General features: G+C 74.6%; 22 protein-coding genes. 14 read left to right on the forward strand and 8 right to left on the reverse strand.

The window, feature by feature from the left end; genetic code table 11:
• The first annotated feature begins 360 nt into the window (after nt 1–360).
• From ACWDRR_RS40525 to sph, 3 genes are all read left to right on the forward strand, one after another.
• Nucleotides 361–1,338, forward strand: a complete 978-nt coding sequence (locus tag ACWDRR_RS40525; protein WP_449777316.1) for a deoxyribonuclease IV — start codon at nt 361–363, stop codon at nt 1,336–1,338.
• A 112-nt stretch (nt 1,339–1,450) separates the two neighbouring features.
• Nucleotides 1,451–3,547: an MMPL family transporter gene (locus tag ACWDRR_RS40530; RefSeq protein ID WP_449777317.1), complete on the forward strand. Its 2,097-nt coding sequence runs from the start codon at nt 1,451–1,453 to the stop codon at nt 3,545–3,547.
• Between the two features lie 72 nt (nt 3,548–3,619).
• The gene (gene sph, locus ACWDRR_RS40535) at nt 3,620–4,624 is read left to right on the forward strand and encodes a sphingomyelin phosphodiesterase (RefSeq protein ID WP_449777318.1); all 1,005 of its coding nucleotides are present in this window, start codon (nt 3,620–3,622) and stop codon (nt 4,622–4,624) included.
• Nucleotides 4,625–4,778: 154 nt separating this feature from the next.
• Here the strand turns inward: sph and ACWDRR_RS40540 are convergent, their stop codons facing one another.
• Together ACWDRR_RS40540 and ACWDRR_RS40545 are read right to left on the reverse strand one after the other, a co-directional pair.
• Nucleotides 4,779–4,985 (reverse strand): hypothetical protein, encoded by a 207-nt coding sequence (locus ACWDRR_RS40540; protein WP_449777319.1) that lies wholly within the window; start codon nt 4,983–4,985, stop codon nt 4,779–4,781.
• A 9-nt stretch (nt 4,986–4,994) separates the two neighbouring features.
• A complete protein-coding gene (locus ACWDRR_RS40545) occupies nt 4,995–8,132 on the reverse strand; it encodes a DEAD/DEAH box helicase (RefSeq protein WP_449777320.1) in 3,138 nt (1,045 codons plus the stop codon).
• 224 nt (nt 8,133–8,356) lie between these two features.
• Between ACWDRR_RS40545 and ACWDRR_RS40550 the strand changes: the two genes are divergently transcribed.
• From ACWDRR_RS40550 to ACWDRR_RS40560, 3 genes are all read left to right on the forward strand, one after another.
• Nucleotides 8,357–9,697 carry an MFS transporter gene (locus tag ACWDRR_RS40550; RefSeq protein WP_449777321.1) on the forward strand — a complete coding sequence of 447 codons (1,341 nt, stop codon included), beginning with the start codon at nt 8,357–8,359 and terminating at the stop codon, nt 9,695–9,697.
• Nucleotides 9,698–9,769: 72 nt separating this feature from the next.
• Nucleotides 9,770–10,438 (forward strand): hypothetical protein, encoded by a 669-nt coding sequence (locus ACWDRR_RS40555; protein ID WP_449777322.1) that lies wholly within the window; start codon nt 9,770–9,772, stop codon nt 10,436–10,438.
• A gap of 113 nt (nt 10,439–10,551) precedes the next feature.
• The gene (locus tag ACWDRR_RS40560; protein WP_449777323.1) at nt 10,552–10,851 is read left to right on the forward strand and encodes a hypothetical protein; all 300 of its coding nucleotides are present in this window, start codon (nt 10,552–10,554) and stop codon (nt 10,849–10,851) included.
• Nucleotides 10,852–10,977: 126 nt separating this feature from the next.
• Here ACWDRR_RS40560 and ACWDRR_RS40565 read toward each other — a convergent pair whose 3' ends face one another.
• The gene (locus ACWDRR_RS40565; RefSeq protein ID WP_449777324.1) at nt 10,978–11,298 is read right to left on the reverse strand and encodes a hypothetical protein; all 321 of its coding nucleotides are present in this window, start codon (nt 11,296–11,298) and stop codon (nt 10,978–10,980) included.
• A gap of 455 nt (nt 11,299–11,753) precedes the next feature.
• Here ACWDRR_RS40565 and ACWDRR_RS40570 point away from each other — a divergent pair, with 455 nt between their 5' ends.
• The 6 genes from ACWDRR_RS40570 to ACWDRR_RS40595 all read left to right on the forward strand — a co-directional run bounded on the left by ACWDRR_RS40570 (nt 11,754) and on the right by ACWDRR_RS40595 (nt 17,408).
• Nucleotides 11,754–11,945 carry a YegP family protein gene (locus tag ACWDRR_RS40570; protein ID WP_449777325.1) on the forward strand — a complete coding sequence of 64 codons (192 nt, stop codon included), beginning with the start codon at nt 11,754–11,756 and terminating at the stop codon, nt 11,943–11,945.
• Nucleotides 11,946–12,079: 134 nt separating this feature from the next.
• Nucleotides 12,080–13,357 (forward strand): glycosyltransferase family 4 protein, encoded by a 1,278-nt coding sequence (locus ACWDRR_RS40575; protein ID WP_449777326.1) that lies wholly within the window; start codon nt 12,080–12,082, stop codon nt 13,355–13,357.
• Complete coding sequence (locus tag ACWDRR_RS40580) at nt 13,354–14,616, forward strand: glycosyltransferase (RefSeq protein ID WP_449777327.1); 1,263 nt, start codon at nt 13,354–13,356, stop codon at nt 14,614–14,616. Before ACWDRR_RS40575 ends, ACWDRR_RS40580 begins: the two co-directional genes overlap by 4 nt.
• Complete coding sequence (locus ACWDRR_RS40585) at nt 14,613–15,590, forward strand: SGNH/GDSL hydrolase family protein (RefSeq protein WP_449777328.1); 978 nt, start codon at nt 14,613–14,615, stop codon at nt 15,588–15,590. Before ACWDRR_RS40580 ends, ACWDRR_RS40585 begins: the two co-directional genes overlap by 4 nt.
• Nucleotides 15,591–15,877: 287 nt before the next feature.
• Complete coding sequence (locus ACWDRR_RS40590; RefSeq protein ID WP_449777329.1) at nt 15,878–16,951, forward strand: NUDIX hydrolase; 1,074 nt, start codon at nt 15,878–15,880, stop codon at nt 16,949–16,951.
• 70 nt (nt 16,952–17,021) lie between these two features.
• Nucleotides 17,022–17,408 carry a DUF6188 family protein gene (locus ACWDRR_RS40595; RefSeq protein ID WP_449777330.1) on the forward strand — a complete coding sequence of 129 codons (387 nt, stop codon included), beginning with the start codon at nt 17,022–17,024 and terminating at the stop codon, nt 17,406–17,408.
• 43 nt (nt 17,409–17,451) lie between these two features.
• Here the strand turns inward: ACWDRR_RS40595 and ACWDRR_RS40600 are convergent, their stop codons facing one another.
• From ACWDRR_RS40600 to ACWDRR_RS40620, 5 genes are all read right to left on the reverse strand, one after another.
• Nucleotides 17,452–17,856, reverse strand: coding sequence for a VOC family protein (locus tag ACWDRR_RS40600; RefSeq protein ID WP_449777331.1), 405 nt, complete (start codon nt 17,854–17,856; stop codon nt 17,452–17,454).
• 161 nt (nt 17,857–18,017) lie between these two features.
• Complete coding sequence (locus ACWDRR_RS40605) at nt 18,018–18,392, reverse strand: hypothetical protein (RefSeq protein ID WP_449777332.1); 375 nt, start codon at nt 18,390–18,392, stop codon at nt 18,018–18,020.
• Nucleotides 18,393–18,557: 165 nt separating this feature from the next.
• On the reverse strand, nt 18,558–18,962 hold the full coding sequence (locus ACWDRR_RS40610) for a roadblock/LC7 domain-containing protein (RefSeq protein ID WP_449777333.1): 405 nt from the start codon (nt 18,960–18,962) through the stop codon (nt 18,558–18,560).
• Between the two features lie 82 nt (nt 18,963–19,044).
• Nucleotides 19,045–20,274 carry a hypothetical protein gene (locus tag ACWDRR_RS40615; RefSeq protein WP_449777334.1) on the reverse strand — a complete coding sequence of 410 codons (1,230 nt, stop codon included), beginning with the start codon at nt 20,272–20,274 and terminating at the stop codon, nt 19,045–19,047.
• Between the two features lie 130 nt (nt 20,275–20,404).
• A complete protein-coding gene (locus ACWDRR_RS40620) occupies nt 20,405–20,788 on the reverse strand; it encodes a hypothetical protein (RefSeq protein WP_449777335.1) in 384 nt (127 codons plus the stop codon).
• 585 nt (nt 20,789–21,373) lie between these two features.
• Between ACWDRR_RS40620 and ACWDRR_RS40625 the strand changes: the two genes are divergently transcribed.
• Complete coding sequence (locus ACWDRR_RS40625) at nt 21,374–21,784, forward strand: VOC family protein (RefSeq protein WP_449777336.1); 411 nt, start codon at nt 21,374–21,376, stop codon at nt 21,782–21,784.
• 290 nt (nt 21,785–22,074) lie between these two features.
• On the forward strand, nt 22,075–22,605 hold the full coding sequence (locus ACWDRR_RS40630) for a helix-turn-helix transcriptional regulator (RefSeq protein WP_449777338.1): 531 nt from the start codon (nt 22,075–22,077) through the stop codon (nt 22,603–22,605).
• Nucleotides 22,606–22,631 lie beyond the last annotated feature (26 nt).

Below are 22,631 nucleotides of genomic sequence, written 5' to 3' on the forward strand. Positions count from 1 at the left end.
GCTCGCGGGGACGCCGGCGCGGTGACACGGAGTGTGCGGGGGATGACGGCCGGTGGGTGTCGGCCGAATCGACGCTATGGGCGCGCGAGGGGCCCCGCCACCAGGGCTGGGCTGCGGGACTGACGGAGCGTCGGCCAGGTGGCGGGCCCCTCGGCGTGGCGCGGGGGCGTGGCGGGGTGGGCGCGGGCGGCCGCTCGCGCCGGGGACCGGTGGGCCGGGAGTCCGGGACCGGGGTCCGAGCCCCCGGTTCACCCGATCGGGGAGAGCGGGGCCCGTTCCGGGCGTGCCGTGCGTGCACGAGGCCCGGACCGCACCCGCCTGGGCGCCGGGCCCGCCGGCCCGCGTGGCATGCTCGGAGCCATGAACACCGCCGTCGCCGCGCCGCCCGCCGGGGCCGTACCGCCCGCCGTCTCCGCCCGCAACCCGATCGGCGCCCATGTGCCGGTGGCCGCCCGCGGACTGGCCGGCACCGGGCTGGCCTACGCGCGGCGGGTCGGCGCCGAGACGGTCCAGGTGTTCGTGGCCAACCCGCGCGGCTGGGCCACTCCCCCGGGCAACCCCGCCCAGGACGAGGAGTTCCGCACCGCCTGCGCCGAGCAGGGCATCCCGGCCTTCGTGCACGCGCCGTACCTGATCAACTTCGGCTCGGACAACACGGCGACCCGCGAGCGCTCGGCCGATTCCCTGCGGCACTCCCTGGTGCGCGGCCACGCGATCGGCGCCGCCGGCGTGGTGCTGCACACCGGTTCGGCGGTCGGGACGGCCCCGGGCGGCGGCTCGCGGCGGGCCGAGGCGATGGCCCAGGTCCGCGCGGACGTCCGGCCGCTGCTGGACGAGCTGGACGCGCTCGGCGAGGGCGCGCCCCGGCTGCTGCTGGAGCCGACGGCCGGTCAGGGCAGCTCGCTCTGCTCCCGGATGGAGGACCTGGCCGCCTATCTGGACGCGCTGGACGGCCACCCGAAGGTCGGGGTCTGCCTGGACACCTGCCACGCCTTCGCGGCCGGCCACGACCTGGCGGTGCCGGGCGGCGTCCGCGCGGCGCTGGACGCGCTGGTGGCGGCAGCCGGGCCGGACCGGCTGCGGCTGATCCACGCCAACGACTCGGAGGACGCGGTCGGCGCGCGCAAGGACCGGCACGCCAACATCGGTGCCGGGCTGATCGGGGCGGAGCCGTTCCGCGAGCTGTTCGAGCACCCCGCGACGGCCGGCGTCCCCCTGCTGGTGGAGACCCCGGACCGCAAGCACGGCGGCGACGGCACCGGGCACGCGATGGACATCGCGCTGCTGAAGGAGCTGCGCGAGCGGGCCGCCGTGCCCGCGCGCGTCCCGTCCGGGTGATCCCGACGGATCGGCGCGCGGACCGCCCCCGCCCGGACGACCCGGGCTGCCGGGTCGCGGGGGCGGTGGGAGTCTGGAACGACTGACGCCCGAGGCCCCTGGGGGTTTCCGCATGAACCCGACCCGGAAGCTGGCCGCGCTGCCGTGCGGACGCCGCAGCAAGTGGGTGGTCCTGGCGCTGTGGCTGGTGCTGCTTGTCGTGGCCGGACCGCTGGCCGGCAAGCTCACCGACGCCGAGGACAACCAGGCCTCCAGCTGGCTGCCGGGCAACGCGGAGTCCACCCAGGTGCTGACCGAGCAGCGCGCCTTCCAGCCGGTGGACACCGCGCAGGCCGTGGTGGTGTACCAGCGGGACGGCGGGATCACCCCCGCCGACCGGGTGGAGGCGGCCCGGGACGCGACGGCCTTCGCGACCGCCCCGCACGTCCTGGGGCCGGTGGTCGGGCCGGTGCTCTCCGCCGACGGCCAGGCGATGCAGACGATCGTGCCGGTCGACATCGGCACCGGCGGCTGGCAGGACCTGCGCCCCGCGGTGGACAGCATGCGCGCCACCGCCGCCGCCGACAGCATGGGCATGACCACCCATGTCACCGGCCCGGCCGGGGTCGGCGCCGACCAGGCCGAGGCCTTCGCGGGCATCGACGGCACCCTGCTGGCCGCCACCATCAGCGTGGTGATCATCCTGTTGCTGCTCACCTACCGCAGTCCGGTGCTCTGGGCGCTGCCGCTGATCTCCGCGGCGGGCGCGCTCGTCGTCTCCCAGGCCGTGATCTACCTGCTGGCCGAGCACTCCGGGCTGACCGTCAACGCGCAGAGCGCCGGCATCCTGATCGTGCTGGTCCTCGGCGCGGGAACGGACTACGCGCTGCTGCTCACCGCCCGTTACCGGGAGGAGCTGAGACGGCACGAGGACCGGCACGAGGCGATGGCGTTCGCCCTGCACCGCGCCGGGCCGGCGATCCTGGCCTCCTCGGCCACGGTGGTCGCCTCGATGCTCTGTCTGCTGATCGCCGAGATGAACTCCACCAGCGGTCTCGGCCCGGTCTGCGCGATCGGCGTCCTGGTGGCCCTGGCGGCGATGCTGACCCTGCTGCCGGCCCTGCTGGTGGTCGTCGGCCGCTGGGTGTTCTGGCCGGTCAAGCCCGCGTTCGGGACGCCGGAGCCGACCAGGACCGGCCGCTGGGCCCATGTCGGCGCCTGGATCGGCCGCCGTCCGCGCAAGGTGTGGATCGGCACCGGCCTGGCGCTGGGGGCCTGCTGCATCGGGCTGGTCTCGCTGAACGCCACCGGTCTGAGCACCGCGGGCTCGTTCACCGGGACGCCGGACTCGGTGGTCGGCCAACAGGTGCTGGAGCAGCACTTCCCCGGCGGCACCGGCGCTCCGCTGACCGTCATCAGCACGGCGGGCGAGGCGGGTGCCGTCCGCGCGGTGGCGCAGGCGACGCCCGGTATCGCCGGCACGTCGACACCGACCACGCACGAGGGGCAGGCGCTGTTCCAGGCCACGCTCGCCGATCCGCCGGACAGCCAGGCCGCCAAGGACACCGTGGACCGGGTGCGGGCCGCCGTGCACGCGGTGCCGAACGCCGACGCCAAGGTGGGCGGCAGTACCGCGGTGATCCTGGACGCCGGGCGGGCCGCCGCGAACGACAACCGGACGATCATCCCGCTGGTGCTCGGCGTGGTGCTGGTGATCCTGGCGGTGCTGCTGCGGGCGGTCACCGCGCCGCTGGTGCTGATCGCCACCGTGGTGCTGTCGTACGCGGCGGCGCTCGGGATCAGCGCGTTCTTCTTCGAGCACGTCTTCCACTTCGAGGGCCAGGACAACGCGTTCCCGCTGTTCGTCTTCGTCTTCCTGGTCGCGCTCGGCATCGACTACAACATCTTCCTGATGACCCGGGTGCGGGAGGAGTCGGCGCACCTCGGCACCCGGCAGGGAGCGGTGGCCGGGCTGGCCGCGACCGGTGGGGTGATCACCTCCGCCGGGCTGATCCTGGCCAGCACCTTCGCGGTGCTCGGGACGCTGCCGGTGGTGGGGTTCGCCGAGATCGGCTTCGCGGTGGCGCTCGGGGTGCTGCTGGACACCCTGGTGGTGCGCTCGGTGCTGGTCACCGCACTGACCATGGACCTGCACCGGCACATGTGGTGGCCGGGGAAGTTGTCCAGGCAAGTTCGTGACCCCGAGAGCGAGTTGGACAGACAGCTTTAAGTTACCGTCGAGTTCATACGGTTATCGTCGAACGTCTTGCCGGGCGTGGCCGAGGGCGCGTTGACTGCGCGCATGCCAACTCCCACCGCCCTGCGCCGCGGCTCGCGACTGGCCGCCGCCTGTGCCGTCGCCGCCGCCCTGCTCGCCCCCTGCGCCGCCGCCCGGGCAGCGACTCCGCCGACCGCGACCGCCGCCGCGCCGACGGTCGCGCCGCTCGACGTGCTGACCTACAACGTCTTCCTGATGAGCAAGAACCTGTACCCCAACTGGGGCCAGGACTACCGGGCGAAGGCCATCGCCGCCGCCGACGTCTTCCAGGGCCACGACGTCGTCGTGCTCCAGGAGGCCTTCGACAACGCCGCGTCCGACCTGCTCACCGCGCAGGCCTCCGCCGCGTACCCGTACCACACCCCGGTGGTGGGCCGTTCGACCGGCGGCTGGGACGCCACCGGCGGCAGCTTCAGCTCGACCACCCCGGAGGACGGCGGGGTGACGCTGCTCAGCAAGTGGCCGATCCTGCGCAAGGAGCAGTACGTCTTCAAGGACGCCTGCGGCAGCGACTGGTGGTCGAACAAGGGCTTCGTCTACGCGGTGCTGAACGTCAACGGCCAGCGCACCCACGTCATCGGCACGCACCTGCAGTCCACCGACACCGGCTGCTCCGCCGGGCAGCCGGCCGCGGTCCGGGCGGCGCAGCTCAAGACGATGAAGGCGTTCATCGACGGCAAGAACATCCCGGCCGCCGAGCCGGTGCTGATCGCGGGCGACCTCAACATCGACTCGCACGGCAGCGAGTACCCCTCGCTGCTGGCCAACGCGAACGTGGCGCCCGCCGACACGCGCAACGGCTGGGCGAACTCCTTCGACACGGTCGACAACTCGATCGCCGCCTACCGCTACCCCGGTGAGCCCAAGGAGGACCTGGACTACGTCCTCTACCGGGCCGACCACGCACGGCCGGCGAGCTACACCAACACGGTGGTCCGCTCCCACAGCGCGCCGTGGACGGTGAGCAGTTGGGGCACGAGCTACACCTACAACGACCTCTCCGACCACTACCCGCTGACGGCTCGGTAGGCAGGTAGGCCTCGGTCGGTCTGTCGGTCCGGCCGCTCGGCCGGTGCCCACCGGTACGCCGGGGGTGCCGGCCGAGTCGGTGTCGGGTCCGGGTTCCGCGTCCGGGTCTCGGGTTCGTGTTTCGGGTGCTGCTGCGGGGGTGGCGGGGAGCGGCTCAGCCGGTGTCGGTGAAGCGCCGGTACGCGGGGGCCAGCAGCCCCTCCAGCGGGCGGCCGCGCACGGTGATGCCGGAGGCGGCCAACTCATCGACGGCCGGGGCGGGTTCGGGCTCGCCCTCGGCGGGCTCGACGGGGCGCGGGAGGCGGCCCTGCCAGAAGGTGTCGAGACAGTCCGCCAGTGGGCGGTCACCGGGTGCGGGCATGGCGGCGGGTCACTCTCCGATCGCGTCGGCGGACAGGGTGAGCAGCTCGCGCAGCCGCTCGGTGGACAGCTCGGCCAGCCACTGCTCGCCGCCGCCGACCACCGCGTCGGCCAGCGCGCGCTTCGCGGTGATCAGGTCGGCGATCCGCTCCTCGACGGTACCGACGCAGACCAGCCGCCGGACCTGCACGTCACGGCGCTGGCCGATCCGGTGCGCCCGGTCGGTGGCCTGGTCCTCGACGGCGGGGTTCCACCAACGGTCCAGGTGGATCACCTGGTTGGCGGCGGAGAGATTGAGGCCGGTGCCGCCCGCCTTGAGCGAGAGCAGGAAGACCCGCGGCCCGTCCGGGGCCCGGAACCGCTCGACCAGGTCGTCCCGCCGCCCCCTGGGAACCCCGCCGTGCAGGTACAGCACCTCCTCGCCCAGGCGCCGGCTCAGGTACGGCTGGAGCATGGTGCCGAACTCGGCGTACTGGGTGAAGACCAGGGCGCGGTCCCCCTCGGCCAGCGCCTCCTCCAGCACCTCGACGAGCCGCTCGACCTTGCCGGAGCGCCCGGCCACCTCCGTGCCGTCGTGGAGGAGTTGGGCCGGGTGGTTGCACACCTGCTTGAGCCGACCGATCGCGGCCAGCACCGCGCCCTTGCGCTCCACACCCCGGGCACCCTGGAGTCGCTGCAGCAGATCGGCGACCACCGCCCGGTAGAGGCCGGCCTGTTCGGCGGTGAGGCCGCAGTGGACGGTGAACTCCTGCTTCGCCGGGAGGTCCTGGGCGATCTGCGGGTCGCTCTTGCTCCGGCGGAGCAGGAACGGACCGCTCACCCGCCGGAGCCGGGCCGCCACCTCGGCGTTGCCGGACTGCTCGACCGGGATCGAGAAGCGCTCCTTGAACGACTCCGCGCTGCCGAACAGGCCGGGGTTGGCGAAGTCCAGGACGGCGTGCAGATCGGCCAGCCGGTTCTCCACGGGGGTGCCGGTGAGGGCGATCCGGGGGCCGGAACGCAGCGAACCGAGCGCCCTGGACTGGCGGGCCGCAGGGTTCTTGACGTGCTGGGCCTCGTCGGCGACGATCCGCCGCCAGCGGATCCGCCGCAGGTCGGCGGCGTCCCGCTGGACCAGCCCGTACGTGGTGATCACCAGGTCGGCGGACGGGTCCGGCACCGACCGGTCGACGCCGTGGTGGACGTGGACGCGCAGGCCGGGGGCGAACCGGGCCGCCTCCCGCTGCCAGTTCCCGACCAGCGACATCGGGCAGACCAGCAGGGTGGGACCGACCGCGCCGCGCTCCTGCTCCAGCGCGAGCAGGGCCAGGGTCTGGACGGTCTTGCCGAGGCCCATGTCGTCGGCGAGCACGGCACCGAGCCCGAGCCGGCCGAGGGCGTCCAGCCAGGCCAACCCCCGCCGCTGGTAAGGGCGGAGGGTACCGGTGAACCCTGCGGGCAGCTCCGGGATCCGGTCGGCGTCGGCGGCTCCGCCGGCCAGCAGCTCGCCGATCGGCCCGGTGGCGTGGACGGCCGTGACCGGGAGGCCGTCGACGACGGCGCGGTCGTCCACGGCCAGCCGCAGCAGTTCGACCGGCTCCATCGTGCCGCTGCCGTGATCGGCCAGGAACCGCACCGCGGCGGCGAGTTGGGCCTGGTCCACCTCGATCCAGCGGCCGCGGAGCCGGACCAGGCCCTGCTGGGCGGCCGCGAGTTCGGCCAACTCCTCCTCGGTGAGAGTCAGTTCGCCGAGCGAAAGCTGCCACTGGAAGGCCAGTACGGCGTCCCGGTCGATCTGCGCGGTGCGCTTGACCGCGCCGGGGGTGGCGGCCGGCGCCGCGGTGAGGGCGAGCCCGATCCGGGGGCGCCGCTGCCACCAGGCCGGGAGCAGCACGCCGAAGCCCGCCCGGGTGAGCGCGGGCGCCGCCGTGCGCAGGAAGCGCAGCGCGCCGTCGCGGTCGAGGTCGACGCCGGTGGGGCGGGGGCTCAGCAGCGCGGTGCGCAGCGACGAGTGGATCCGGGCGGCCCGGTCGAGCTCGGCCAGGTAGGCCCCGGCCGGATCGGGGACGGTACGGGCGAGCGCCGCGTACGCCTCGTCCTCGGCCCACAGCGAGTCGGCGGGGACGACCAGGGACGGCCGGTCGACGGCCTGGACGAGCAGGTCGAGCCGCCAGGAGTCGGCGACGGCGCCGCCGTCCGGGTCGTCCGGGTCCGGGCCGAGCGGTTCGCCGAGGCGCAGGTTCAGCCTGACCGGACTGTCCGCCGACCGGGCGGCGGACCAGGCGGTGAGCCGCTCGGGCAGGTCGGCGGGCGGGAGTTCGCGGAGCCGGCCGTCGGCGGAGTGGAGTGCGGCGAGCCAGGGTTCGGCGGGCGGTTCGAGGTCCGCGAGCGCGGCCCGGGCCTCGCGGTCGACCAGGGTGTCGAGCAGTTCCGCGGCCAGGTCGACGGCGGAGCGCCCGGCGCAGGCGTGGTCGTCGGCGGTGTGGTCGTCGGCGGCGTGCCGCGGCCCCGGCGGGGGCTGCTCGGCGCGGCAGACCGGCGGGCAGCCGGCGGCCAGGGCGGCGAGCTCCCGGCGGGCCGAGGCATCGGGAGCGGGCCGCCAGCGCGCGTACCACTCCCCCGGCCGCTCCTGCTCCAGCGCGGGCAGCAGCCGCCCGCGCCCGATCAACCGCCAGGCCAGGTCGTGGACGGCGGACAGCCAGCGCAGCGAGGCGCCGTACGCGAGCTCGACGGACTCGCCGCCGGGGAGCTCGACGGTCGCCCCCGGCCAGTGCGGGTCGTGCAGCGCGCCGAGCAGCTGGGCGGCCTCGGCGGCGTCGAACAGCAGGGTCGGCACCCGCCAGGGGCTCAGCGTGACCCCGCGCGGCGCGGCGCCGACGGGCAGGTCGGGCGAGGGGACCGGCCGGCCGCCGAGGGCGGGCAGCAGCAGGCCGGTCCAGCGCTCGGCGCCCTGGCCGGCGAGCCAGTCCAGGCCCGGTCCGATCACCCCCAGCAGCCGGGCGACGTCGCCGGCGGCGCAGGCGTAGGGGTGGGCGCCGGCCCGGCCCGGCCCGGCGCCGTCCGCCACGCTCCGGTGCGCCGGGGCGCGCCCGGACCGGTACACCTCGGCGTCCTCCGCCCAGAGGGCGAGGCGGCCGTCGGCTCGCCAGAGCGCGTGCAGGGCGTACATCGGTCAGGGCCTTCCGGGGGCGGTGGGACAGCGGGCTTCCCAGCCTAGCTTCGAGGTCCGACAGGCCGGCCGGGCCGGGAGGCGCGGCCGACCGCCGGGCGGGGAGGTCTGTGGCACGGGGAGGTCTGTCGCACGGGAGGTCTGTCGATATCAAGTATCTTGACGTCGAGATTCATGTCCGGCAGGCTGCTCTCCGGACATCGAGGATCGGCGAGGGGCAGGCCATGGCACAGCACGGGGGCGGACTGCTGGCGCAACTGCGCCGGCCACCGGGCGGGCGGGACGGGCGGATCATGCTGCTCGCCCAGTTCCTGGACCGGGCCGGCACGGGCGTGTGGGCCGCGTCCTCGGTCCTGTACTTCACCTTCGTGACGCGGCTGGACGCCCAGCAGGTGGGCCTGCTGCTGGGCGTGGCCGCCGTGGCGGGCATCGCCGGCTCCCCGCTCGCCGGGCAGCTGGCCGAACGGCTCCCGGTCCGGGGGCTGCTGATCGGGTGCCACCTGCTGCGGATCGGCACGATGGGCCTGCTGCTGGTGTGCGACAGCTTCGCTGCGCTGCTCCCCGTGATGGCACTCACCTGCCTCGGCGAGCGGGCGGCCAAGACACTGGAGATGCTCTTCGCCACCCGGGCGACGGGTGACCGGCGGTCCACCTACCAGGCGCTCACCCGCAGCGCGGCCAACGCCGGGTACGCGCTGGGCGCGGGCGTCGCGGCGATCGGCCTGGCCGTCGGAACCGGGGACGCCTACCGGGCGCTCGTCCTGGGCAACGCGCTGTCGTTCGCGGTGACCGCCGCCCTGGTGTGGCGCACCCGGGAGCCGCGCGGCGGCGGCCGGGTGACGGCGCGGGCCGGCGCACCGGGCGTACCGGGTGCAGCGGGCGCAGCGGACCGGGAGCCGGCGCCGAGCCCGTGGCGGGACCGCGGGTATCTGCGCTTCGTCCTGCTGGACATCCCGATGAGCCTGGACGATTCGGTGCTCAACGTCGGCCTGCCGCTCTGGCTGGTCAACCACACCTCGGCACCGCACGCCTTCGTGCCCGCCTTCCTGGTGATCAACACCGTGCTGGTGGTGGTGCTCCAACTGCGGGTCTCCGCACGCGCCGAGGGCCCGCACCGCGCGGCGGCGGCCGTCACCCTGTACGGGGCGGCGATGGCCGCGGGCTGCGTGGTCGTGGCGGTCGGCACCGGCGGCGGGGCCTGGGCGGCCTCGGCCGCCCTGCTGGTCGCCGCGATGCTGGTCACCGCCGCCGAGTTGATGCGGTCGGTGAGCTCCTGGGAGCTGGCCGTGTCACTCGCGCCCGAGCGGGCCCGGGCGTCCTATCTGGGGGTGGCGGGCATGGCCCAGTCCGTCCAGAAGTCCGCCGGACCGCTGCTGCTGACCGGCGCGGTGATGGTCGCCGGCCCGGCGGGCTGGCTGACCCTGGGAGCGGCCGTCGCGGGGCTCTCCGTCGTCCAACGCCGTTTCTGTGAAAAGCGGTTGGCGGCGATGACCGCACCGGCGGGCAGGCCGGTGCACAGTCCGGCGAGCGAGGTGGCCGGCACGGCACCGCGACGGCGGTCCTGAGGCCGGGCCGCGCCTCCAGGGGTGCGGTTCAAGCCCCCGGCGATGGGAACGATGTCGCCGGGGGTGGTCGGGATGGCGACAGCGGGAGGTGCCGGCCCCGGGCCGGTGGGCGGTCAGGGCGGCGGCGCGGGCGCAGGAAACAGCGGCCCGGGAGGCAGACCCGGCGGCTCACGGCTACGGGCCCTGCGAACCTGGCTGGGGCCCTGGGCAGCCGTCCTCGGCGGTCTCGGCACACTGCTCGCAGGCGTCGCCGCCGTCCTCACCTGGTGGCAGCTGACGGGGGCGTCACCGGGGCCGTCGCCCTCCGGCGGGCAGCCCGTCGCCTCGGCACCGTCGGCGACCAACCCCCCGCCCGCAGCGACGCCGGTCACCGCGGCACCCTCGGCCGGGACCGCCCGCCCGAGCGACCCGCCCACCGCCTCCCCGTCCGGCGCGGCCTGGGCCGGCACCTGGCACGGGACCGTCACCCAGGGCCGCCAGAAGTACGTCGTCGTCGTACGGATCCGCGAGGCGCAGATCGGCGAGGAGTTCGCGGAGGCGGAGTACACGCCACTCGGCTGCTCCACGGTCTGGCTGCTGACCGAACGCCTCCCGAAACGCCTGACCGGCCACGAGAGGGTCACCCGCAACACCACGACGACGTGCGTGAACGGCGACTTCGTCCTGGAGTTCCGCGCCGACGGAACGATCCTCTTCGACTGGGGATCGTCGCGGGCCACGGCCGTCCTGACCCGCGAGTAGCGGGGTGCCCGCCGAGCGCGGCGAGCAGATGCCCCGTGCAGTCACCCACGCCCGGACCGGGTGTGGTGCCAGCCTTCGGCGCAGCCGAGGGGCAAGGACCAGGAGCGTCGAGGTTGAGCTACCAGTTCCACATCACCCGTGCCGACTTCTGGCCGGAGAGCGAACAGTTCGCCATCGAGAAGGAGGAATGGGAGGCGGTAGCAGACGTTCATCCGGAGCTCACTCCGGACGGCCACTTCAGCTGGGTCGACATCGGACGCCAAGCGGCCTACACCATTGCCAACGAGACGATCTCATTCTCCTGGAGGCACGGGAAGGTCGACATTTCAGGGATCTTCACTGACAAGGCAATGGCAGTCGCGAGCGACCTCGCCTCAGAATTGAGGGCTGCCGTCGTGAGCGATGACGACTGACCTCGATCTTTCGTGACGGTCCGTCGGTTCTCCCGGCGGACCGTTTCAGGTCTTCATGCCGGTAGCGGGGATGGCTGGGCCCGGCTGTCGCGTCGGGTCGGCGCCGCCCACGTGCGAGCGCCCGGGTCAGCCGTTCCCCCGGCCTGGCAGGGACGCGCCGTCCAGGAAGGCGTGGTACGTCCCAACGGCATCCGGCTCGACGTCCGTGTTGGAGGGTCCGTAGCGGGTGTCGGTGCGGTCCCGCTTCGGTCCGGAGACCCAGAACTCCTCATCGGTCTGTGTGTCGTAGAAGTTCGCGTCGAACATCCCGCCTGCCCGGCGCAGTGTCCGTCCCTGAAAATACGCAGTGTTCCACGTCTTCGAGAAGTCCACCCACCCGATCCACGAGGGTCCGCGGTCGGTGTCGTAACCGGACTTCAACTGCACGAACATCAGGCGTCGAGGCATGTGCCCAGGGTCCCGTACAGCCCGCACTCGCGACCAGCGAGTTTCACAGCGGACAGAGGAGCCCGCCCGACTGTGCTTCTTCACCTGGAGACTGCTCCCTTCCCGGCAGGGAGAGGACCCGGACATGCCCTCATCATCGCAGGTCAGAACCATGTTCCAAGCGCTGGATCGGGTCCCGGAGAGGCTTGCTCGTGAAACCCGAGGCCGAGAGGCTCCCGGTGCGGCGTCCACGGTGCTCCGTCGGGGAGGGGGCGGGGCCGGCGACACGGGGGCTCCGCCGTCCGGCTCTCGGATCGCCTGCCTCCCCTCGACTGCGGTCACGTCCCCAGAACGTCCCCAGAGCGGGCCTGACCCGTTCGGCGGAGACCCGAATGCCTCATCTGACAAGCGGTAGAAGGGCTTTGGGCCTACGTTGCCGTTCGAGGGGGCTCCCTGAACGAGAGGTGTCGACTGACATGGCAGGAAAGTTCGAGCTGTACACCGACGAGAGCGGCATGCACCGGTTCCGGCTCAAGGCGAGCAACGGCACCGTCGTGGTGACGGGCGACCCGCAGGAGAGCCGGGACGACTGCATCAGGAGCATCGAGTCGCTCCGGAAGCTCGCGCCCTACGCGGAGCTCAAGGAGACGGCGGCCCGTCCGGCCTGAGCGGTCGGGCGCACCGCGCCGCGGGCGGGGTGAGGGCGGGAACGCGGGTCGGCGGCACAAATCGCCGACCCGCGTTCTTTTGTTCGACAGATCCCTTTGGCCGCCTGCACGCCGGGTGCGGACAGAACTCTGGCATGCGCGTCGTCATCGTCACCGAATCCTTTCCGCCCGAGGTCAACGGAGTCGCCCACAGCGTGCTGCGGACGGCCGAGCATCTGGTCCGCCGGGGCCACCAGCCGCTCGTCATCACCCCGGCACCCGCGCGGGGGGCCGAGTGCCCGCCGCAGGTCTTCGGGAGCGGGCCGGGAGCGGGCGAGCTGCCCGTGGTCCGCATCCCGTCCGTCCCGCTGCCCGGCTACCCGCAGGTCCGGATCGCGCTGCCCAGTCGGCAGCTGACCGCCGCGATCGCCGGGCACCGGCCCGACCTCGTCCACCTGGCCAGCCCGTTCGTGCTCGGCGCGCGCGGCATGCAGGTCGCCGCCCGGTTCGGTGTCCCCGCCGTGGCCGTGTACCAGACCGACCTCGCCGGGTACGCGCACGCCTACCGGGCGGGCCGGGGGCTCGGTGAGGCCGCGGCCTGGCACCGGATCCGGACCGTCCACCGCGCCGCCGCCCGCACCCTCGCGCCGTCCACCCCGGCGGCGCAGGACCTCACCGCGCACGGCGTGCCCCGGGTGCAGCTCTGGCCGCGCGGGGTGGACTCGGTCCGCTTCCACCCGCGCCACCGCGACGAGGCGCTGCACCGGGCCCTCGCCCCCGGCGGGGAGGTGCTGGTCGGGTACGTCGGGCGGCTCGCGCCCGAGAAGCGGGTCGACCTGCTGGCGAGCGCCTCGGCACTGCCCGGGGTGCGGGTGGTGGTGATCGGCGACGGACCGTCCGCCCCCGGTCTGAAGGCCGCGATGCCCGGCGCGGTCTTCCTCGGCCGCCGGACCGGGGACGAGCTGGCGCGCTGTTTCGCCACCCTGGACGTGTTCGTGCACACCGGCCCGCTGGAGACCTTCTGCCAGACCATCCAGGAGGCGATGGCCAGCGGGGTCGCGGTGATCGGCCCGGCCGCCGGGGGCCCGCTGGACCTGGTCGCCCACCACCGGACCGGCCTGCTGGTGCCGCCGAGGGACGGCGCGGCGGTGGCCCGGGCGGTCACGGCGCTGGCCGGCGACGCCGAGCTGCGGGCCGCCTACGGGCGCGCCGGGCGGGCGGAGGTGACGGCCCGCACCTGGGAGGCGGTCGGGGACCTGCTGCTGCGGCACTACGCGGAGGTGCTGGCCGAGCACCGCGGGGCCGGGGTGACCGAGCCGGCCGGGGTGACGGAACCGGCCGAGGTGGCCGGGCTCCCGGTGGCCGGGCCTCCGGCGACCGGTCCGGCACGGCCGGCCGAGGACGCCCCGGTGGTGGAGGAGCTGCCGGCATGACCGACCACGGGGGCTCGCTCCGGATCGTCCGGGTGGCGAACTTCGTCACCCCGGTCTCGGGCGGACTGCGCACGGCCCTGCGCCATCTCGGCGCGGGCTACCGGGCCGCCGGCCACACTCCGGTGCTCGTGGTGCCCGGGGCGCGGCGCGCGGAGGAGGAGACCGAACAGGGGCTGGTCGTCACCCTGCCCGGGCCGGTGCTGCCCGGCAGCGGCGGCTACCGGCTGCTCACCGACCGGCGGGCGGTCGCCCACGAGCTGACCCGGCTGGCGCCGGACCGGCTGGAGGTCTCCGACCGCACCACCCTGCGCTGGACCGGCGGCTGGGCGCGGCGCCACGGCCTGCGCTCGGTGATGGTGTCGCACGAGAGCGCCGCCGGGCTGCTCCGCACCTGGGGCCTGCCCGGCCCGGCGGCCACCGCGGCCGCCGACCGGCTCAACGGCCGCACCGCCCGGGCGTACGACACGGTGGTCTGCACCACGGACTGGGCGGCCGCCGAGTTCCGCCGCCTGGGGGTCCGAAACCTCGCCCAGGCACCACTGGGTGTGGACCTGACCGCCATGCGCCCCCTGACGGCCCTCGAGCGGGCGGACGAGCGGGCGCGGTACGCGTATCCGGGGCAGGCGCTGCTGGTGCTCTGCTCCCGGCTCTCGGCGGAGAAGCACCCCGAGCGGGCCGTCGAGGCCCTCGCCGAGCTGTGCTCGGGCCGGCTGCCGGCCGTCCTGGTGGTGGCCGGTACCGGACCGCTCCGGGCGAGGCTGGCCGCCCGGGCCGGGCGGCTCCGGCTGCCCGTGCACTTCCTCGGGCACGTGGCCGGGCGAGGGGCGCTGGCCCGGTTGCTCGGCTGCGCCGATGTGGTGCTCGCGCCCGGGCCGGTGGAGACCTTCGGCCTGGCCGCGCTGGAGGCGCTCGCCTGCGGCACCCCCGTGGCGGTCAGCCGCTCCTCGGCCCTCCCGGGTCTGGTCGGCCCGGCCGGTGCGGCGGCCGAGGACACCGGCGCTGGATTCGCGGGGGCGGTGCGTGACCTGCTCGCGCGCCCCGAGGAGGAGCGCCGCGCCGCCGCTCGCGCCCGGGCCGAGCTGTACGGCTGGCCCGCCGCCGTGGCGGCCTTCCTCGCTGCGCACCGGGCGCCGCAGCCGGGGCAGGTGCCGCAGCCGGTGCCGGGGCCGCAGTCGGAGCCGAAGCCGGTGCCGGCGCCGGGCCGAGCACCGAACCAGGTAGCGGACCGGGTAGCGGACCGGGTGGAGGAGACGCGATGAGCACGGCCGTGGTGGCGGACGAGGACGGCGAGACGGCCCCGGGCGGCGTGGTTGCGGACCGGGCGGCCCCGGCCGGAGCAACCCCGACGGCGGCCGTCCCGGGCGGCGTGCGCGGTCCGGGGGAGGCGGGTGCCGCGAGCGCCGTCGACCCGGTGCGGTTCGTGGCCCTCGGCGACTCGCTCACGGAGGGCGTCGGCGATCCGGTCGCCGGTGGCTGGCGGGGCTGGGCCGCGCTGCTCGCGGGGTCGCTGGCGCCACCGGAGGTCGGTGTCGAGTTCACCAACCTCGCCCGGAGCGGGGCGCTCACCACCGATCTGACGACGGAGCAGCTGCCCGCCGCACTGGTGCTGCGCCCCCGGCTGGCCGCCGTGGTGGTCGGGGGCAACGACACCTTGCGGTCGGGGTTCGACATCGGCCGCACCGCCCGGGAGTTGGACACCACGCTCGGCGAACTCTCGCGCAGCGGCACCCTGGTGCTCACCGCCTGCCTGCCCGATCCGGGTGCGCTGCTGCGGCTGCCGCGGCCGCTGTCCCGGCCGCTGGCGCGCCGGATGCGCGCGGTGAACAGCGTGGTGCACGCCCTCTCCGCGCGCCATCGCGCCGTCCACCTGCACGTCGCCGAGCTCCCCTGGACGGCGCACCGCGGCCTGCTGAGCGTGGACCGGCTCCACCCCAGCGCCGAGGGGCACCGGCTGATCGCCCGGGGCTTCCACGACCTGCTCGCGGCCGCCGGCCGGCCGCTCGGTCCGGCCCCCGCCGCCGATCCCGTGGACCCGCCCCCCGGTGCGGTCGCCGACCTGTGGTGGATGGCCACCCGCGGCACCAGCTGGGTCGCCGAGCGCAGTACCGACCTGCTCCCGGGTCTGCTCGCGCTGGCCGCCGTCGAGGGCTGGGCCCGCCTCCGCGGCGCCACCGGCCGCCACGACGAGCAGATGGCCCGGGCGGCGGCGACGGCCCTGGCCGCGCTCGAATGAGCGGGTGGCGCCCGCCGTCGGCGAGCCGGTCCGACACCCGGCAGGTCGGGGCGGGCACGGGGCGGCAACCGGGCCGGCGGGAGCGTCGGGGAGCTCCCGGAGGCTCCCGCCCCGCCACTCGATCGAGCCTGCCCCGGTTCGCCCTCGGCCGGCGGCGGGAACCGTTGGAACGAGCGCGGGTGTCGTGCTGGACAGCGGGCGGAAGGCGCCCGGACCGGTGAAGGGAGTCGGAACAGGTGACGGCATCGTCGACGAACAGTCAGAGTGGTCGCTCCGGGCGCGAGTTGATGGCCGCTGCCGGAGTGCTCTTCCCGTCCGACGACGGCCGGGTGCTGGTGGTGCGGCTGCCGTACGACCGGAAGCATCCCGTGGCCGTCCCCGGTGGGGGCTGGGAGCCGGAGGACCTGTCGCCACGCCGGACGGCCGCCCGGGAGATCGCCGAGGAGCTCGGGTTCACGCCCGTGCTCGGCCCGCTGGCCTGCATCGACTGGACGCTCGACGAGTACCGCCCGCCGATCGCCGCACACCTCTACTGGGCCGAACCGCTCACCCCCGAGCAGTCGGCCGCGTTCCGGCCGGACACCGACGAGGTCGGCGGATGGACCTGGCTGACACCGGAACAGGCCGCCCACGCGCTGCCGCCGCGCCTCTCCCGGCGGGTCACCGCCTGCCTGCGGGCGCCGCGTTCGGCCGGTCCGCTGGAGCTGGAGGACAGCTTTCCCGTCGGGCACACCCTGGACCACCTGACGGCCGAACCGCCGCCCGCGTACACCCGGTTGACGGGTCTGGCGCTCAGCGACGACACCACCGGGACCGCTGCCGAACCGGCCGCTCCCCCGCTGGACCGGGCCACCTACATCGCCACCCGGCCACGGATCCGGGCGAAGGCACGGACGGTGTTCACCGACGCGGCCGGGCGGGTCCTGCTGGTGCGCCTGCGGCCCTGGCCGGCCCCCGGGGGCGAGGAGCCGTACTGGACGCTGCCCGGCGGCGGGATCGAGGCCGACCGGGAGCTGCCCCGGGCGGCGGCCCGGCGGGAGATCCGCGAGGAGCTGGGGTGGGAGTACGAGCCGGGCCGGCTGCTGGCCCTCGACTGGCTGCCCGGCCGGGGCGCGGACCCGCGGAGCGACCGGGACACCGCCGTCCTGGTCTACCTGTTCGACGGCGGGACCGTGCCGGACGAACGCTTCGCCTCGATCACGCTGCCCGAGGACGAACTGGTCGACTGGCGGCTCTGCGACCCGGCCGAGGCACGCGCGCTGCTGTCCGACGCGTCCTGGGCCCGGACGGCCGCCGCACTCGCCGCCCGCGACCGGCCCGGCGGCCCGGCCGAACTGGTCGAGGGGCGCCCGGTGCACTGACCGACAGTCCCGACCGGCAGCCCCGACCCGGCAGCAGCCCCGACCGCCGTTCCTGGTCCACACTGGACGCATGGAGAACGGGATCGCGGCTGTCCTGGCCGGCCGCCGGGTGGAGTCGGTCAGCGGCGGCGGACGGCTCGACATCACGTTGGACGGTCCGGTGACCGTCCGGGTGGCGCACGAGTTCCGGTTCGCCGCGCCGTCCGAGGTGGAGCACTTCTACCCCGCGCTGACGTTCCGCCCGACCGGCCCGCTGCTCGCCCTGGTCGGCCGGACGGTCGGAACCGCCCGGGTGACCCTGGCCGGTGGGCTGGAGCTGGCCTTCGACGGCGACGTTGTCCTGTCCGTCCCGCCGCACGCCCTGGTCGCGCCGTGGAGGGTGTTCACCCCCGAGGGCGCCGTCTGCTCCGGGCTGGCGGGCGGCGAGGTGACCTGGGCGGGCGGCCCGGACCGCTGAGCCGGGCGGCGGCCCCGGCCGCGACCGGCGGTCGATGCAGGGCTCAGCCCTGCGCGGCCGCCGGATCCATCCAGAACACCTCCCACAGGTGGCCGTCGAGGTCCGCGAAACCGCGCCCGTAGAGGAAGCCCTCGTCGGTGGCCTCGCGCGGCACGGTGGCGCCCGCCGCGACCGCCTTCTCCAGCAGCTCGTCGACCTCCTCCCGGCTGTCGACGCCGAGCGCCAGGACCGTCTGGGCGCCGGTGGCGGTGTCCGGGATCTCCATCCCGGTGAAGGACTTGAAGAACGGCTCGGTCAGCAGCATCGCGAAGATCGAGTCGCCGATCACCACGCAGCCGGCCTCGTCGTCGGTGAACCGCGCGTCGCCGGTGAAGCCCAACCGGGAGAAGAACGCGATCGACTCGGCGAGGTCCTTCACCGGCAGGTTGACGAAGATCTTGGTGGACACGGAGAACCCTTCCGACGGGGCCGGCCGAACGGCTGTCAGCCTGGCAGACGACTCCGACGGTCCGGTCGGACCCCGCGCCGCGCGACGCGGGGTCCGTACCCCGGACGGGTCAACCGGCTGGCACCGAGGGGATCGCGGCGAACCGTGCCCTCCAGGCCGCGTCAGACCTCCAGGTCGGCCTCGATCTTCGTCAACTGGTGACGGGCCATCGCCAGGTTGGCCCGGACCTTGTCCAGCGCGAGGTAGAGGAAGAGGCCCTTGCCGCTGCGCCCGGTGAGCGGGCGGATCAGGTGGTACTGGCTGCTGAGCGTGATGAGGATGTCCTCGATGCCGTCCTGCAGGCCCAGCATGTCCATCGTGCGCATCTTGGCCCGGACCACGTCGGTGTTCCCCGCGGCGGCCACGTTGAGGTCCAGCCCGCCGGGGCCGTCCAGGGTGGCGAGCGCCATGCCGCTGTTGTAGTCCACCAGGGCCGCGCCGAGGGCGCCTTCGATCACGGTCATGGTCTGCTTGAGCGCGCCTGCTGCGTCCGTCATGTCGGTTTCTCCAGTTCGTCAGGATGGTCGGAAGGTCGGATGGTCGGGTGGTCGAGGATCGGTCGGAAGTCGACAGGTCGATCGGTCGACAGGTGGGTACATCGGTAGGTCGGTAGGTCGGTGCGTCGGCTCGTCGGTAGGTCGTGCTTCGGGCGGCGGGTCGGGTCAGCCCACCTCCCTCGACTCCCTGGCCTCCTTGGGCGCGAGGGTGTCGGTGATGAGATCGGCGATGCGCCGGGCGGAGCGCCGGGCCTCCAGGTGCAGGCGGCCGACGTTCACGTCCGGGTGCGCCAGGAGCGTCAGCACGCAGCTTCCGCCGGCCGCATAGGTGGCGACATAGCCGTGCTCGCCGCGGACCAGCGACTCGCGGAAGTCGCCCTGCCCGGTCGTGTCGGCGAGCCGTTGCGCCAGGCCGAGGGAGGCCGCCGTCATCGCCGCCAGGCCCGAGGGCTCGGTCCCATGGGTGTCGTGGGCGACCAGCAGGCCGTCCACGCTGCCCACCAATCCACCCGCGAGATGCGGTACCCGATGCTTGAGGGCGCGGAGTTCGGCCAGCAGCTCGGTCTCCAAGGCGATCAGTTGTCTCCTTCCGACACGCTGCTTGAGCGCCCGCCTCATGGCCGTGAGAACGGAGTCGCTGGCGGAGAGTGGTTCAAAGTCGGGCCTCCAGAAGGGTTCGGACCCGGGTCAGCAGCGCGATGTCCGGGTCTGGCACGGTCAGCGGGAGGGCCGCTGCCGGGGTCGATGGGTGGGCCTGGGCCGGTGGGTGGGCGGAGCGGGTGGCACCCGCCGGGACGAGCCCGGCCAGCGCGGCGCCCGGGACGCGACGGTGCAGCCCACCACCGGTCCGGCCGGCTGCGACCGACCCCGGCCCGGAGCGCGCCGCCGGCACGTACGCGGTCGGCGCACTCCCGACCGTCACGTGCGCGCCGGCACCGCAGCCGGACGTGGCCGGTGCCTGGGCGGCGTGCCGTGGCGCACCGCGTCCCGGGGTGGCGAGCAGCCCGGCAGCGGCGAGTCGACGGATGTCCGCCGTGGTCGCGAAGGCCGAGCGCCCGAGCAGCCGGGCCAGCTCCGCCGGAGTTCTTCGGCCGTCCGCCTGGTCGAGCAACTCCCGCTGGTGCCGGCTGGGATGCCGACGGCGGACGGTCCGGACGGCCGCCGCCCGGATCCCGCGAGCATCGGTGGCTTCCGTGGTCTCGGCCGCCCCACCGGCCACCGGGCGAACCGGGGCGGTGTCGAGCTGTGGCCACGGCCAGATCCGTTCCAGCAGCCGCCTGCGGCGGTCGACCTCCCGGCAGAGTCGGAAGGCGCTCACCGCCGACACCGGACCGAGCCAGTGCCGCACGCCGGGTTCGAAGGCCCAGCACCCCGCGCTCGAAGGCCCGCCGCCCCCGACCGCGCCGACCGGCCCGGCTACCCCGGCCGGCCCGGCCGCGCCGACGGATTCGGCCGCCTGCGACACCCCGGAGGCCCACGCGGCGGCGGTCCAGGCGGCGGCGCCCGCGCCGTCGAGGACGAAGAACGCGGCGTCGAACAGCGCGCCGAGGTGACAGATCTCCAACTCCCCCCGGGTGACCGACCCTTGTTCCACCAGGGCGCCACCGACCCGGCACTGCGGGCCGAAGGTCCGGACGGTGTCCTGCCAGACCTCCCGGGTGATCCGGCCGCAAGCGGTCAGCAGCGCGGCCAGGTCGGGGCTGCGATCGGACTCCGCGTGCACCACCAGGCCGTCGGCGAAGTAGACGGCCCCCGCAGGTCCGTGCAGGACACCGGTCACCCGCTCCTCGGCCAGCCTGGCGACCGCCTCGCCCGGGGTTCGTCCGAGCCGCGTCGGCCGGAGGACACCCGCACCTGCCGCGGGCAGGACGAGGCCGTTCATGCCGACCGCCGACGGGCGACAGGCTCCCGCCCGGCTGGCCGAAACACGACGGCGGGAGCCGGCCGAGCGGCGGACGGGCTCGCCCCGCCGTCCGGTGTCGCACGGGTCACCGGTTTCGTGGTCGTGTGCGTCATCCGAGCACCAGTTCCTCGGCAAGGCCCTGGAGGCGGTAGCGCGCTGCGGCCAGGTTGCCCTCGGTCCGGTCGAGCCACAGATGCAGGACGAGCCGGCTGTCGAAGACGGTGTCAATGAAGCACAACAGGTGGTAACTGCGGCCCGCAGTGACGATGATGTCCTGCAACGGCGACTTCCGGTCCTCCACCCCGGTGAAGGTCTGGCTCTCAACGGCCGCCCGTACCAAGTCGGTTGCCTCGGCGGCCGAGGTGTCGTGGTCACCACTGGGGCTGATCCCGACACTGCCGAGGGCGAGCCCACTGCTCCAGTCGATCAGACTGGCGGCCCGGGCGCCGGCGATCGCCATCGCCCCGGAGAGGCATTCGTCGATACCCGGCACTCGGGCTCCTTCGGAGGGTTCGGGACGGTCGGGCTCGCTCGGACAGCACCGGCCGGTCCACCACGACCAGTGGCGGCTTCGACACGGAAGGCTACTGCCGGATTCCATATGACGAACATTCCAATGGCATATTCACACCGGAGGCACCTACTTTCAGCCATCCTGTGACGCATCGTCAGATCACGGTGCCGGGCGAAGCCGCTGGCCGGGAGCCCCACCACCGAACGGCCCGGCGGCCGACCTGGCACGAGACCTTGGCCGGTTGTCGGCCACAAGGGAGGGTTTCGGGCACGGATTGCGATAGAGCGGCCCGACCGCCGCGCGAGGGGCGACCGGCCCGCACCCGGCGTCCCCGCTCGGGCACCGGCCGCGAAGCAGCCGGTCAGGAGCTCGTGACCGGCCTGGTCATCGGTGCGTCACGGCCGGCGCCCGCCGACCCGGCCCCGGCGCCCGCACGGCCCCGGGCCCGCACGGAGGTGGGCCCGCGCACGGGCGACCCCGTCGTTCGCGTTCGCCACGATCGGTTCGCGGATCGGTCAGGAATCGAGAAGCGCCTGGCGCAGAGCCGCCTCTAGCCTGCTCACCATGGACATCACCATTCACACGACTTCTCTTCCGCACGACGACCCGGACGCGTCGCTCGCCTTCTACCGCGACGTCCTCGGCTTCGAGGTCCGCAGCGATGTCGGACAGGGCAGGATGCGCTGGATCACGGTCGGCCCGGCGGGTCAGCCGGGCACGTCGATCCTCCTGGCGCCGCCTGCCGCCGATCCCGGCATCACCGAGGACGAGCGCCGCATGATCACCGAGATGATGGCCAAGGGCACCTACGGCTGGATCCTGCTGGCCACCCCGGACCTCGACGCCACCTTCGAGAAGGTGCAGGCCGGCGACACCGAGGTCGTCCAGGAGCCGACCGAGCAGCCGTACGGCGTGCGCGACTGCGCGTTCCGCGACCCCGCGGGCAACCTGGTCCGCATCCAGGAGCTGCGCTGAACCGTGCGGGTGCCGACGCGGCGGTGCGGGCCGGCATCGCGACCACCCGCGGGGGGACCCGGACGCAGCCCGGGCGGGCGACCGGCGGGGCCGCGTCCGGGTCCGCCTTGAACCGGTCGTGAACCCGGCCTCCGCCCCGTTGCCGTACGGCAGTTGCTCGACCGGCGGCCGGTCGGGTCCGGCGGGCCGGTCCACACCGGCGAGCGTCCGGGGTACCCGCCGAGGCAGGCACCCCGGGCACTCGACGACCTCGATGGACAGGGACGATGAACGACGAACGGGAGGGTCTCATGTGCAAGCCCGAATGGCGGCGTGCACGCGTCCAGGCGCAGCGCCTGGCCGATCTCGCGCGGCTGCGCCGCGTTCGCGACCGGATCGACAGGGAGTACGCGCAGCCGCTGAACGTGGAGGCGCTCGCCCGGGATGTGAACATGTCCGCCGGGCACCTGAGCCGGCAGTTCCGGACGGCCTACGGTGAGTCTCCGTACGCGTACCTGATGACGCGTCGCATCGAGCGGGCGACGGCGCTGCTGCGGCGGGGCGACCTCAGCGTCACCGAGATCTGCTTCGCGGTCGGCTGCGCGTCGCTGGGAACGTTCACCACCCGCTTCACCGAGCTGGTCGGCCTGCCGCCCGGGGCCTTCCGGCGGCAGGCGGCGGACACGACGGACACGGCGACCGGCGGTGCCGATGCCGAGGGCCCGGCCCGCGATGCGGGGTCGGCGATCGCGGTGGAGGGGATGCCGGCGTGCGTGGCGAAGCAGGTCGCGAGACCGGTCAGGATTCGAGAAGCCCCGGCCGCCCCGCGGCGCCTAGCGTGATGGTCATGGCAACCACCACCTCCACC

The organism is Kitasatospora sp. NPDC003701 (assembly GCF_053587085.1).

Excerpts from the sequence above, each read along its gene's own strand:
- ACWDRR_RS40540 (WP_449777319.1), bottom strand. The coding sequence starts at position 4,985 with ATGCCCGCACCCGGTGACCGCCCACTGGCGGACTGTCTCGACACCTTC.
- sph (WP_449777318.1), top strand. The coding sequence starts at position 3,620 with ATGCCAACTCCCACCGCCCTGCGCCGCGGCTCGCGACTGGCCGCCGCC.
- ACWDRR_RS40565 (WP_449777324.1), bottom strand. The coding sequence starts at position 11,298 with ATGCCTCGACGCCTGATGTTCGTGCAGTTGAAGTCCGGTTACGACACC.
- ACWDRR_RS40595 (WP_449777330.1), top strand. The coding sequence starts at position 17,022 with ATGGAGAACGGGATCGCGGCTGTCCTGGCCGGCCGCCGGGTGGAGTCG.
- ACWDRR_RS40570 (WP_449777325.1), top strand. The coding sequence starts at position 11,754 with ATGGCAGGAAAGTTCGAGCTGTACACCGACGAGAGCGGCATGCACCGG.
- ACWDRR_RS40550 (WP_449777321.1), top strand. The coding sequence starts at position 8,357 with ATGGCACAGCACGGGGGCGGACTGCTGGCGCAACTGCGCCGGCCACCG.
- ACWDRR_RS40615 (WP_449777334.1), bottom strand. The coding sequence starts at position 20,274 with ATGAACGGCCTCGTCCTGCCCGCGGCAGGTGCGGGTGTCCTCCGGCCG.
- ACWDRR_RS40530 (WP_449777317.1), top strand. The coding sequence starts at position 1,451 with ATGAACCCGACCCGGAAGCTGGCCGCGCTGCCGTGCGGACGCCGCAGC.
- ACWDRR_RS40590 (WP_449777329.1), top strand. The coding sequence starts at position 15,878 with ATGGCCGCTGCCGGAGTGCTCTTCCCGTCCGACGACGGCCGGGTGCTG.
- ACWDRR_RS40605 (WP_449777332.1), bottom strand. The coding sequence starts at position 18,392 with ATGACGGACGCAGCAGGCGCGCTCAAGCAGACCATGACCGTGATCGAA.
- ACWDRR_RS40625 (WP_449777336.1), top strand. The coding sequence starts at position 21,374 with ATGGACATCACCATTCACACGACTTCTCTTCCGCACGACGACCCGGAC.
- ACWDRR_RS40630 (WP_449777338.1), top strand. The coding sequence starts at position 22,075 with ATGTGCAAGCCCGAATGGCGGCGTGCACGCGTCCAGGCGCAGCGCCTG.
- ACWDRR_RS40580 (WP_449777327.1), top strand. The coding sequence starts at position 13,354 with ATGACCGACCACGGGGGCTCGCTCCGGATCGTCCGGGTGGCGAACTTC.
- ACWDRR_RS40525 (WP_449777316.1), top strand. The coding sequence starts at position 361 with ATGAACACCGCCGTCGCCGCGCCGCCCGCCGGGGCCGTACCGCCCGCC.
- ACWDRR_RS40555 (WP_449777322.1), top strand. The coding sequence starts at position 9,770 with ATGGCGACAGCGGGAGGTGCCGGCCCCGGGCCGGTGGGCGGTCAGGGC.
- ACWDRR_RS40575 (WP_449777326.1), top strand. The coding sequence starts at position 12,080 with ATGCGCGTCGTCATCGTCACCGAATCCTTTCCGCCCGAGGTCAACGGA.
- ACWDRR_RS40585 (WP_449777328.1), top strand. The coding sequence starts at position 14,613 with ATGAGCACGGCCGTGGTGGCGGACGAGGACGGCGAGACGGCCCCGGGC.
- ACWDRR_RS40545 (WP_449777320.1), bottom strand. The coding sequence starts at position 8,132 with ATGTACGCCCTGCACGCGCTCTGGCGAGCCGACGGCCGCCTCGCCCTC.